Annotated in this window: 10 protein-coding genes; 6 read left to right on the plus strand and 4 right to left on the minus strand. The window is 38.6% G+C overall.

All coding sequences use genetic code 11. The features are described from left to right. Positions 1 to 210 precede the first annotated feature (210 nt). Positions 211 to 531: a ribosome-associated translation inhibitor RaiA gene (raiA, locus tag BKK47_RS09365; RefSeq protein WP_018355380.1), complete on the plus strand. Its 321-nt coding sequence runs from the start codon at positions 211 to 213 to the stop codon at positions 529 to 531. Between the two features lie 84 nt (positions 532 to 615). Here the strand turns inward: raiA and menH are convergent, their stop codons facing one another. From menH to BKK47_RS09380, 3 genes are read right to left on the minus strand one after another with little or no spacing between them, the layout of a single operon-like run. Then, positions 616 to 1,365 carry a 2-succinyl-6-hydroxy-2,4-cyclohexadiene-1-carboxylate synthase gene (gene menH / locus BKK47_RS09370; RefSeq protein WP_077494591.1) on the minus strand — a complete coding sequence of 250 codons (750 nt, stop codon included), beginning with the start codon at positions 1,363 to 1,365 and terminating at the stop codon, positions 616 to 618. A 33-nt stretch (positions 1,366 to 1,398) separates the two neighbouring features. Further along, positions 1,399 to 3,105, minus strand: a complete 1,707-nt coding sequence (menD, locus tag BKK47_RS09375) for a 2-succinyl-5-enolpyruvyl-6-hydroxy-3-cyclohexene-1-carboxylic-acid synthase (protein ID WP_077494592.1) — start codon at positions 3,103 to 3,105, stop codon at positions 1,399 to 1,401. After that, positions 3,096 to 4,388, minus strand: coding sequence for an isochorismate synthase (locus tag BKK47_RS09380; RefSeq protein ID WP_077494593.1), 1,293 nt, complete (start codon positions 4,386 to 4,388; stop codon positions 3,096 to 3,098). Before BKK47_RS09380 ends, menD begins: the two co-directional genes overlap by 10 nt. Before the next feature lie 146 nt (positions 4,389 to 4,534). On the opposite strand from BKK47_RS09380, the gene BKK47_RS09390 reads away from it, so the two are divergent. Beyond that, positions 4,535 to 5,749 (plus strand): pyridoxal phosphate-dependent aminotransferase, encoded by a 1,215-nt coding sequence (locus BKK47_RS09390; RefSeq protein WP_077494594.1) that lies wholly within the window; start codon positions 4,535 to 4,537, stop codon positions 5,747 to 5,749. A 268-nt stretch (positions 5,750 to 6,017) separates the two neighbouring features. On the opposite strand, the gene typA is transcribed toward BKK47_RS09390, so the two are convergent. Next, positions 6,018 to 7,868: a translational GTPase TypA gene (gene typA, locus BKK47_RS09395; RefSeq protein ID WP_077494595.1), complete on the minus strand. Its 1,851-nt coding sequence runs from the start codon at positions 7,866 to 7,868 to the stop codon at positions 6,018 to 6,020. A gap of 195 nt (positions 7,869 to 8,063) precedes the next feature. Between typA and glnA the strand changes: the two genes are divergently transcribed. From glnA to BKK47_RS09415, 4 genes are all read left to right on the plus strand, one after another. Continuing rightward, positions 8,064 to 9,482: a type I glutamate--ammonia ligase gene (gene glnA, locus BKK47_RS09400; protein ID WP_077494596.1), complete on the plus strand. Its 1,419-nt coding sequence runs from the start codon at positions 8,064 to 8,066 to the stop codon at positions 9,480 to 9,482. 165 nt (positions 9,483 to 9,647) lie between these two features. Continuing rightward, positions 9,648 to 10,763, plus strand: a complete 1,116-nt coding sequence (locus BKK47_RS09405; RefSeq protein WP_077494597.1) for an LPS O-antigen chain length determinant protein WzzB — start codon at positions 9,648 to 9,650, stop codon at positions 10,761 to 10,763. Between the two features lie 7 nt (positions 10,764 to 10,770). Then, the gene (gene cps2T / locus BKK47_RS09410; RefSeq protein WP_077494598.1) at positions 10,771 to 11,949 is read left to right on the plus strand and encodes a beta 1-4 rhamnosyltransferase Cps2T; all 1,179 of its coding nucleotides are present in this window, start codon (positions 10,771 to 10,773) and stop codon (positions 11,947 to 11,949) included. 60 nt (positions 11,950 to 12,009) lie between these two features. Then, the coding region (locus tag BKK47_RS09415) for a hypothetical protein (protein ID WP_208603973.1) at positions 12,010 to 12,473 on the plus strand (464 nt) is incomplete at its 3' end.

The following is a 12,473-nucleotide window of genomic DNA, read 5'->3' on the forward strand; positions in this document are numbered from 1 at the left end:
TGAAGGTGGATTTTTACTACAGTCCGTTATAGTAACAATTTTTTATAAAAAGAAAACAAGTAATATTTATAAATGGGATCTAGATCATATTTTTTAATATTCTTATTTTTTTCAGACAGAAATTACTTGAAAAAGCCTATTGAGGGGGCTATTTTGATATTAAATCAAACCGAACCGGAAGGTTCTTAACAACGCAAAGAGGTAAATGTTATGACATTAAATATCACCAGCAAACAAATGGAAATCACCCCTGCAATTCGTGAACATGTGGAAAACCGTTTAGCTAAATTGGAAAAATGGCATACACAATTAATTAATCCCCATTTTGTGTTGAATAAAGTGCCGAATGGTTTTTCTGTTGAGGCTTCCATTGGTACGCCGCTTGGTAATTTAATTGCTACTGCGACGGCTGATGATATGTATAAAGCGATCAATGAAGTGGAAGAAAAATTGGAGCGTCAGTTAAATAAATTACAGCATAAAGGGGAATCCCGCCGTGCAGATGAGCGTTTAAAGGATTCATTTGAATAGAAGTGCGGTTGTTTTTAGATGTTTTTTAACGGAAATGCCAAGGTGAAAACTTTGGTATTTTTTATGGAAAGTTTCGTGTAATCCTCATTTACGTTTATCTGTCATTTCTAAAATCAGGCTTTCGAGTTTTTTAGCAAAAAACATCGGGTTTTCCAAATGAGCATTATGTCCGCTATTAGGTATAGTGATGAGGTGATAATTCTCTGTTTGAGCAAGGAGCTGAAATTTTTGATCCTGCTCACCGCAAAAATAAAAAAACGGCAGAGAACTTGACCGCACTTTTTCTCGGAAATTCGGTTGTTTGGCGAGGCTGGTGGCAAGTAACATTTTTCCAATGTTCGCACCACAATTCGCTTTTCGTTTCTCAACGAGTTTTGCTCGTTGATGGGCGGTTAAATGGGAAAATACAGGTTGTTTATACCAATCCTCCAACACACTTTCAGGGGATTCGCAAGTAAATCGCGTTGCCCAATGGGTATCGTTTTGCCAGCGAGCTTGCTTTTCCTCCTCTGTTTTTAAACCTAAATTCGCTCCTTCCAAAACCACTGCTTGCAAGTTCCCTTTTTCTACATTAGCTTGCAAGGCATAATGCATGGCAATACGTCCTCCGAGAGAATAGCCAACAAGAATATAAGGCTCATTTTTGACCGCACTTTGGATTTGCTTGGAAAGATATTTTGAGGTGTCATTGAAATGACAAACAGCGCTTTCCTTTGCTTTGCCATGGAAAGGTAAATCCAGAGAAATACAGCGAAAGTGCGGTAGATTTTCGATGACTTTTTGCCAATCGGAGACCGTGCCGAGAAGACCGTGGAGAAAAATAATATTCATTATAAAAACAAAGGGCGGAATTCGCCCTTATTTTCCTTATGCGCCAATCACTGCATGGCTGATTTGTTCAATTAAACGCTTGTAGATATTGCTGCTGTCATTCGGGTTTGTTTTGATTTCAATCAACGTAGTTTTACGGCGGGTATAGGCTTGTTTTAGCACGCTACTTAAATCCGCCCAAGTGTAAGGGTGGGCGTATTTTATATCAAACATCGCGGCAATCTGTGAGAAATCACCGTTGTGCGGTAAGCGATAAAAACGGTCTTTGACTTCTTCATCTACCGGTAACATATCAAAAATCGCCCCACCATTATTGTTGATGACAAAAATAATAGTCGGTTGTGTGACATTTTTGAACAGTGCAAGGGAATTGAGATCGTACAGGGTTGAAGTATCGCCAATCATTGCCACAACAGGTTGATTGGTTGCCACGCCGATACCGGCAGCCGTCGCCAATAAACCATCTATTCCGCTTGCACCACGATTAGTATAAATCGGGTACCCTTCAGGGAGCTTGGTGAGAGCGTCCACTAGGCGTACAAATAAACTATTGCCGAGGAACAAGATCCCATTGTAAGGCAATACACGTTCAATATGATGGGCAAGGGAGGCCTCGTTAAGGTTACCGCCTACTTGCTGCTCAATAAAACCAGCACAGAATTTGGACAACGCAAGAGGCTCCAGTAGCCAAGGTTTTTGACGAAGAGGAGGGTGTGCCCGTAGCCAGTGGTGGACTTTCGCATTAAAACGTGTATGGGTATGATGATAAGGATCCACCGCTTTTTGCGTTTGTTCCACAATCCAAAATTCACCTTTAAAGGTTTGTAAAAATTGATTAATGCGTTTACTGATAAAACGTGATCCGAATTGAATCACAATATCCGCTTGTAATAATTTTTCACGCACTGTTTGGTTGGCAAGCCAAATATCGGCATAAGGCGTCATGGGTTCCACACCGGATTGAATATCCGTTAATAGTACCCAGCCCATAGTGGTTGCCCAAGCATTAATGCCCATGGATTGTTCCATTGGGAGTTGTCCGACAACAATCACTCCACGTTTGGTACGCCAGTGATCCCAATTTTCGTGCATCAGCACTTCTTGTTGTTGAGATTCATGGGCTATCCAAGGTTTATTATGTGAAAGCCAACGTTGAAGAGGTTGCAACCAAGTATGCCTGTCGATAGCATTTTCCGAAGCCTCGTAAAGCGGTTCGGCAAAAGGCACATTAATATGAACTACTCCACTTTGTTGAGTTTGTTGAAATATTGCTTGTTCAATCAGAGAAACTAACCATTGTGCAGAATAATCGGCATTGGGTTTGGGTAGATTGACATTGGCAACAGGATAGTCAGCAAACATATTTTGTTGCAAGATAGCTTGATTAGCGCCACATTCCCATAATTCAGGTGGGCGATCTGCCGTTAAAACAATGAGATCGACACCGCTTTGACGTGCTTCAATAATAGCCGGATAAAGATTTGCTGCGGCAGTACCGGATGTAACGATGATCGCCACAGGGGATTGGGTTGATTTGGCAATACCAAGAGCAAAAAAGCCTAGACCACGCTCATCAAAGTGACTATGACATATGGCGCGACCTGTATTTTGTAAACGCACAGCTTCTAGGGTTAAAGGGGTTGAACGTGAACCGGGCGCAATACAAAAATGGGAAACACCTTGGCGTACCAAAGTTTCTAAAATCACTTTTGACCAACAACGATTAAACACGCTTACAGACATTCTTTTTCTCCATTATTATTTTCTGCAAAAAGGGAAATTAATCCCGATGCCTTACGTTCAATTTCTTTCCATTCCGATAAAGGTTCGGAGCCTTCTACAATTCCCGCACCGGCAAAGACGCGAATCCGATTTCCTTCAATAAACGCTGAACGAATAGCCACACAAAATTCAGCATAAACCTCGCTCATCAATCCCAATGTACCCGCATACCACCCACGATCGAAAGTTTCAATTTCCGATAAGATCATTCTTGCTTGTTGTTGAGGTAAACCGGAAACCGCTGCCGTAGGGTGAATCAATTGAAGTAGTGCTGAATCCCGATAATGAGCGGTCAGATTTGCCCGAATTTTTCGCAGTAAATGCTGGACTTTGCGTAACGGTTTGAGTTCTACTTCGCTGACATCAAAAGATTCCACCATAGAATGAATATTTTGTGAAATATCTTGCACCACAAGCCAGTTTTCGTTCAAATTTTTTTCATCATTTAATAACCATTCTGCTTGTTGCTGATTTTCTTTTGGATCAGTCGTAATCGGTGCAGTACCGGCAAGGGCTTCCGTTAAAAACAGATTGTGTTCACGGGCGAATAAGCGCTCAGGTGTTGAACCCACAAAGGTTGAATGAGGATCTTCAGCCCATAAAAAATGATAGCACCCCTGATTTTGGTGTTCGCTTTCCGCAAGGAAATCATAGGGATTGATGGCTTGTTCTAAATGAAAAACCGTTTCATTGGCTAAAACAAGCTTAGTAAGTTCGCCTTGCTTAATTTCATACAATGCCTGATTGACCCAATCGCACCACATTTGTTTATTTGCCCGTTGCTCGGTATATAAGGGAATTTGTTTCGGCAGCACGCAAAGTGCGGTTGTTTTTGGCAAAGTTTTTAATTGTTCTAGTGCGGTTTGTGCAGAGGTTTTGTCTTCTACAAAACAACTAATAGTGGTGGTGTTTTCATTTTCTTCTAACAATAACAGAGGCAAAATAAATTGTCCGTTTCCCTGAAATTGTAAGCCGCCGATAATGGGAAAATTATATTCCTCAATGAATGCTTGGGCTAAATTCAGCTGGGAAAATAACCGCACTTGACCGACCGCGGCAAGGCTTTTATTTTCATCACGAAAATGCAAATAAAATTGTGGATAAGTGCGCCGGGCTTTTAACCATGCCAATAAATTGACATTTGTGATCGTCATTCGGAAACACGCAATATCATTTTTTTCTTGCCGCAAATAATCCTCAATTTGCAAACTTAATTGGCTTGCAGCTTGCTCTAAACTACCCATTAGAAAATCGTTTAAATTATAGTAAAAATTACCGGACATTCTACCGCAGTTTGCTTGTTACAAAAAATTTTTTTACAAAATCTTTTCAAGATTGAAAATTCAGCGTAAATTAACCGAACTTTCCACAAAAATAAAAGGAATTAGATATGCGATTATTCCCCAAATCCGATAAATTGGAACATGTTTGTTATGACATTCGCGGACCGGTACACAAAGAAGCGCTCCGTTTGGAAGAAGAAGGCAATAAAATTTTAAAATTAAATATTGGTAATCCTGCGCCATTTGGTTTTGAAGCACCGGATGAAATTTTGGTGGATGTGCTGCGTAATTTGCCTTCAGCGCAAGGTTATTGTGATTCCAAAGGATTGTATTCCGCCCGTAAAGCCATTGTGCAATATTATCAATCAAAGGGTATCCAAGGCTCAACGGTGAACGATGTTTATATTGGCAACGGCGTGTCTGAGCTGATTACGATGGCAATGCAAGCCTTATTAAATGATGGTGATGAAGTGTTGGTTCCTATGCCTGACTATCCGTTATGGACGGCGGCAGTGACGCTTTCCGGTGGCAAAGCCGTGCATTATTTGTGTGATGAGGAAGCGGATTGGTTCCCTGATATTGCTGATATTAAGGCGAAAGTGAATGCTAAAACCAAAGCCATTGTGATTATCAACCCGAACAACCCAACCGGTGCGGTATATAGCAAAGCCTTGTTGGAAGAAATTGTGGAAGTGGCTCGTCAACATAATCTGATTATTTTTGCAGACGAAATTTACGACAAGATTTTATATGATGATGCGGTTCATCATCATATTGCGGCATTAGCGCCTGATTTATTAACGGTGACCTTTAACGGCTTATCGAAAGCTTACCGTGTCGCAGGTTTCCGTCAAGGTTGGATGATTCTAAATGGTCCGAAAAATCATGCGAAAGGCTATATTGAAGGCTTGGATATGTTGGCTTCAATGCGTTTGTGCGCCAATGTGCCAATGCAGCATGCGATTCAGACAGCGTTAGGCGGTTATCAAAGTATTAATGAATTTATTTTGCCGGGCGGACGTTTATTGGAGCAGCGAAACAAAGCCTATGAATTGATTACGCAAATTCCCGGCATTAGCTGTGTGAAACCAATGGGGGCGCTTTATATGTTCCCGAAAATTGATGTGAAAAAATTTAATATTCACAGTGATGAAAAAATGGTGCTGGATTTACTCCGCCAAGAAAAAGTGTTACTTGTGCATGGTAAAGGATTTAATTGGCACTCACCGGATCACTTCCGCATTGTCACCTTGCCTTATGTGAATCAGTTGGAAGAGGCGATCACCAAATTAGGGCGTTTCTTAGAAAACTATCATCAGTAAGAAAAAGTGCGGTGAAAAACGTAATATTTTTTAATTATTATGGAAAATGCACAAAAGATAGAAATTTCAACGAAATCTAGGGACACACTGCGTGTGTCCGAATTCTAACATATTGAACTATGACGGACACAGGCAGTGTGCCCCTACAACTAGCTCAAAATTAGCTTTGTGCCACTGCTACATAATACCGAACAAAAGAAAAAGTGTGGTGAAAATCGACCGCACTTTCAATGTAAAAAATGGAATCATCTCTGATTCCATTTTTTGTTTAGTGAGTGCTTGTACTGGTTGTTGTACGATTTGCCCGTTTACGATCGTTTTCCGTTAGAAGTTTTTTACGGATACGGATCGATTCAGGCGTCACTTCTACCAATTCATCGTCATCAATAAATTCAATGGCTTGTTCGAGGCTAAATTTCACCGGTGTGGTGAGCACAATGGCATCATCTTTGCCTGATGCTCGCATATTGGTGAGTTTTTTACCTTGTAAGCAGTTAACGGTTAAATCGTTTGAACGGCTATGGATACCAATAATCTGACCTTCATAGACTTCCACGTTGGCATCGATCATTAATTTGCCTCGTTCTTGTAAGCCGAACAATGCATAAGCGAGAGCTTTACCTGTTGCGTTAGAAATTAACACACCATTTTTACGTTGACCGATTTCGCCGCCTTTGATGTCATCATAATGGCTGAAACTGGAGTAAAGCAAACCAGTACCGGAAGTCATTGTCATAAATTCGCCACGGAAGCCGATTAAGCCACGACTTGGAATAATATATTCTAAACGAACACGCCCTTTACCATCCGGCAACATATCACGCACTTCACCTTTGCGGATACCCAAGGCTTCCATCACAGAACCTTGGTGCTGTTCTTCCACATCAATGGTCACTTGCTCATAAGGTTCTTGTTTTTTGCCATCAATTTCACGATAAATAACTTTTGGACGGGAAACGGCAAGTTCATAGCCTTCACGGCGCATATTTTCAATCAATACGGAAAGATGTAATTCGCCTCGACCGGATACACGGAACTCATCCGGGTTTGGGGTTTCTTCCACACGTAACGCTACGTTGTGAACCAATTCTTTATTTAAACGTTCAAGAATTTGACGTGAAGTGACATATTTTCCTTCTTGACCGGCAAATGGAGATGTATTCACACAGAAGAACATCGTCACAGTTGGTTCATCAACCGTTAATGAAGGTAAGGCTTCTACCGCATTGATATCGCAGATGGTATCGGAAATATTGAGTTCGCCTAAACCGGTGATAGCTACGATATCGCCGGCATAGGCCATTTCTTCTTCATAACGTTGTAAACCCAGATGCCCAAGCACTTGACCAACACGCCCTTGACGGGTTTTCCCCTCGCTATTAATGATAGTGACCGGTTGATTTGGTTTAATTGAACCACGTTTAATGCGACCAATGCCAATGACCCCAACATAGCTATTGTAGTCTAATTGGGAAATTTGCATTTGGAACGGCGCATCTAATTCCACTTTCGGTGGCTCAACATGTTTAACAATGGCTTCAAATAATGGTGTCATGTCTTCTGCCAATTCTTCATGTTCTAAACCTGCCACACCATTTAATGCGGAAGCATAAATAATTGGGAAATCTAATTGCTCGTCCGTTGCGCCGAGGTTGACAAAGAGATCGAATACTTGATCCACCACCCAATCAGGACGAGCCCCAGGACGGTCAACTTTGTTGATCACAACAATCGGTTTTAATCCGTGAGCAAAGGCTTTTTGGGTGACGAAACGGGTTTGCGGCATTGGACCGTCAAACGCATCAACGACTAAAAGTACGGAATCAACCATTGAAAGAACACGTTCTACTTCTCCGCCAAAGTCCGCATGCCCCGGCGTATCGACAATGTTAATACGGTAATCATTCCAATTAATCGCCGTGTTTTTAGCAAGGATAGTAATACCGCGTTCTTTTTCCAGATCATTTGAATCCATAACACGCTCGTCTATATCGCCACGTGTTGCTTCAAAAGTACCGGATTGTTGAAGAAGTTTATCTACAAGTGTGGTTTTTCCGTGGTCAACGTGCGCAATGATTGCAATATTGCGCAGTTTATTAATATCAATTTTATTTGTCATTGTTCATTCAGAGTTATTAAAGATGTAGAGTGTGTAAAACAAGGTTTCACGCACGAAAGGGCAAGGATTATACATGACTTTTATATTGCCCGCTACGCTAAATCTGAAAAATAAATCCAATGAAAAGTCGATGGGATTACGTTATAATGCGCGCTTATTTCAATCATATTTACACAGCAAAATAGAGGGTTCCCTATGTCAAACGCAAACGCTATCGCAAATGTATTCAAGTTAATTGAAGAAAATGATATTAAATTTGTCATTCTTCGATTCACTGATATAAAAGGTAAAGAACACGGCGTGTCTATTCCAGTTGGTCTTATTGATGAAGATATATTTGAAGATGGTAAAATGTTTGACGGCTCATCCGTGGAAGGTTGGAAAACAATTAACAAGGCCGATATGTTGTTAATGCCAATGGCAGAAACCGCTGTGGTTGATCCGTTTGCTCAAATTCCAACTCTCTCTCTGCGTTGTAGTGTATATGAACCGACGACTATGCAGAGTTATGATCGTGATCCTCGTTCTATTGCTATTCGTGCTGAAAATTATATGCGTTCTACCGGTATTGCCGATCAAGCATTTTTCGGGCCGGAGCCGGAATTTTTCTTATTTGATGATGTGCGTTTTGATGTGTCGATGAACCGTGCTTCTTTTTCCGTTGATGATGTGGAAGCAGCTTGGAATACTAATAAAAAATATGAAGGCGGCAATAATGCTTACCGTCCACTTAAAAAAGGCGGTTATTGTGCGGTTGCACCAATTGATTCAGCCCATGATATTCGCTCTGAAATGTGTTTAATTTTGGAAGAACTTGGTTTAGTGATCGAAGCACATCACCACGAAGTCGCGACTGCAGGTCAAAATGAAATCGCAACAAAATTTAATAGCCTTACCTTAAAAGCGGATGAAACCCAAATTTATAAATATGTAGTGCAAAATGTCGCACTTGAACACGGTAAAACCGCGTGTTTTATGCCGAAACCTATCACCGGCGACAACGGTTCGGGTATGCACTGTAATATGTCATTAAGTAAAGATGGCAAAAACATCTTTCAAGGTGATAAATATGCGGGGCTTTCTGAAACCGCACTTTACTATATCGGTGGTATTATCAAACATGCCAAAGCTTTAAATGCGTTTACAAATCCAAGTACCAACTCTTATAAACGCTTAGTGCCGGGTTATGAAGCTCCGGTACTATTGGCGTATTCGGCAAGTAACCGTTCCGCTTCAATCCGTATTCCTGCAGTGACAAGCCCGAAAGCGATTCGTATTGAAGCCCGTTTCCCTGATCCAATGGCAAACCCATACTTAGCCTTTGCTGCTCTATTAATGGCGGGCTTGGATGGTATTGTGAATAAAATCCACCCGGGTGATGCGATGGATAAAAACCTTTATGATTTACCACCGGAAGAACTTAAAGACATTCCTGCCGTAGCAAGCTCACTTGAAGAAGCCTTGAATGCTTTAGAGAAGGATTACGAGTTCTTAACCCACGGTAATGTATTTAGCAAAGAGTTTGTGGAGGCTTTCATCGGCATTAAACGCAAAGAAGTAGAACGCTTAAATATGACCCCGCATCCGGTAGAGTTTGAGATGTATTATGCGTAATTTGGGCTAGAAAACTGTATATTGAGCAAAGAAAGTGCGGTTGATTTTGACCGCACTTTTTTACTTTGCTTTTACATCCATTTACATTTTTTATCCTTGTGAAAGGGGGGAATATCGCCTAGAATACCCGCTTAATATTTATGGGATAGCATTAAGGATTTTATAGTGAATAGTACAAATGTAGCCAATAATAATGATGAGATTGATCTCATTGAATTGATTAAAGTTTTATGGAATAAAAAAATTTGGATTCTACTTTCTGCGTTAGTATGTACCCTAATTGCAGGTGTGTATGCATTTACGGCGAAAGAGCAATGGACTTCTAAAGCAGAAGTGATTGCACCTAAAATAACGGATTTAGGGACTTATTTTAATATTCGAAAAGAATATTCACGTATTTTAGGCAGTGAGTTTGATGCTAATGCATTAACAGGTAGCTTATTTAGTAAATTCAACTTGTTATCTGAATCTCTAGATGAGCGTAGAAAGTTATTTGGGCAATCTAATTTATATAAATCTCTGACTGAAGGAAAAGATGAACAATTTGCGAGAGCTATTTTGGCTGATTTAGTTACTAAGATTACTATAGTGAAGCCAGATCCTAAAAAAGAGCCTGATTTATTAGGGCGTAGAATCAGTTTCTCTGCAGAAACAGCGACAAATGCACAAGATACATTACAACAATTTATTTCTTTTACTAACCAATCTGCATACCAATTGGAGTTAGACAATTTTGTTATTAATTTAGGTGAGATTATTTCTGATTTAAACTATGAAAAAATAAAGTTTGAGCGTGATTTAACTATTCAGCGCAAAGTTCAATTGGAAAATTTAACTAATGCGCTAAATATTGCAAAAGAGGCAGGAATTAAAGAATATTCAAAATCTTTCGGTTCCGCTAATAATGAGGCAGCTTTGCAAGCTATTTCGATGTCGGAAACCAAAGTACCACTTTCAGATTCAAAATTAAGTGATGGCACTTATCTTTTCATGCTTGGTGAAAAATACTTACAGGCACAAATTAATGTTATTACACAAAAAAGTGTGGTTTATCCACCGAGATATTATCAAGTTTCTGAGTTATTAAAGGAGTTGAAGCCATTACTAACTAAAGCCAAAGAGTCGAAGGCTAGCGCATTTAGTTATCAGGCAAGTCCTGATTATCCGGTGATGAAAGATAAACCTAAGAAAACCTTAATTCTTGTAATTGGATTTGTTTTTGGGTTAGTTTTATCCATTTTATCTATTATAATCTCCTACTTATTTAAACAAAACAAATAGGTATATTATGAAAAAGAATGTGTACATTATCGGGTCTAAAGGAATCCCAGCTAATTATGGTGGCTTTGAAACCTTTGTTGAGAAATTAACAGAATATCAACAAAATAAGGATATTAAATACTATGTAGCATGTATACGAGAAAATTCATTAAAGTCGGGTATAAAAAAAGATATTTTTGAACATAATGGAGCAACTTGCTTTAATGTTGATGTGCCTAATATAGGTCCAGCAAAGGCTATTTGGTATGATGTTGCTGCGTTAACTAAAGCTATTAAATTTGCTATAAAGAATAATGACGTATCGCCTGATTTTTATGTACTTGCATGCCGTATTGGACCATTTATTCATTATTTCAAGAAAAAAATTAAGTCTATTGGAGGACGTTTACTTGTTAATCCTGATGGGCATGAGTGGTTAAGAGAAAAATGGAGTTTACCTGTACGAAAATATTGGAAATTTTCTGAATCTCTCATGATAAAACATGCAGATCTATTAGTATGTGATAGTAAAAATATTGAGTCATATATTCAGAGTGAATATAAAAAATATAAACCTAAAACCACATATATCGCTTATGGAACAGATTTAAGTAAATCAACATTTTCACCAGATAGTGAAATAGTAAGAAAATGGTTTCAAGAGAAAAACATTTCTGAAAATGGTTATTATCTAGTTGTGGGACGTTTTGTTCCTGAGAATAATTATGCCTCAATGTTGAGAGAATTTATTAAGTCTAAAAGTAAAAAAGACTTTGTTTTAATTACTAATGTAGAGCAAAATAGTTTTTTTGAAAAATTAAAGTTAGAAACTAAGTTCGATCGAGATTCGCGAATCAAATTTGTTGGAACCGTTTATGATCAAAACTTATTAAAATATATTCGAGAAAATGCTTTTGCTTATTTTCATGGGCATGAAGTAGGAGGTACAAATCCTTCTTTACTAGAAGCCTTAGCATCAACAAAATTAAATTTGTTACTTGATGTTGGTTTTAACCGTGAAGTTGCGGAAGACTCTGCAATTTATTGGAAGAAAGATAATTTATCAACGTTTATTGAAAACGTAGAGTCTTTAGATTCTGATGAAATTAATCAGTTACAGGTTAAAGCGTTTTCAAGAGTTAAAGAACAGTTTTCTTGGGAATTCATTGTAAGTGAATATGAAAATTGTCTTATGAATAGAAATTAGAAATTAGAAATTAGATTTTATATGCGAGTTTTAATACAGAGTCGTGAAAATTTCTTTAGTATGCCTGGTGGGGATACGATTCAAATAACCAAAACCAAAAAATATCTTGAAGATTTAGGTGTTCATGTTGATATTAGCTTAGAACTAGAGCCTGATCTTAGTAGCTATGATATTGTACATTTAACAAATATCACTAGAATTCATGAAACATATATCCAATTAAATAATGCAATTAGACAAAATAAGAAGATAGTACTTTCAACAATTTTTTGGCCTATGGAGGATTTCGAAAAAAAAGGGCAAAAAGGTATTAGAAAGCTACTATCTAACAATTTATCTTTAAACAATATAGAACGCTTGAAAGCATTAATTCGTTTTTTAAAAGAAAAAAAATGGAATAAAGCTATTAAGAGCCTTTTTTTTGTCGGATATGTAAATATGCAAAAAGAAGTTATATCAAGAGTAGATATATTTTTGCCAAATGCTTTATTAGAAATGCAAAAGCTAAATGAAACATTTAACAC

This window comes from Rodentibacter mrazii, from assembly GCF_001998825.1.
Lineage (GTDB): Bacteria > Pseudomonadota > Gammaproteobacteria > Enterobacterales > Pasteurellaceae > Rodentibacter > Rodentibacter mrazii.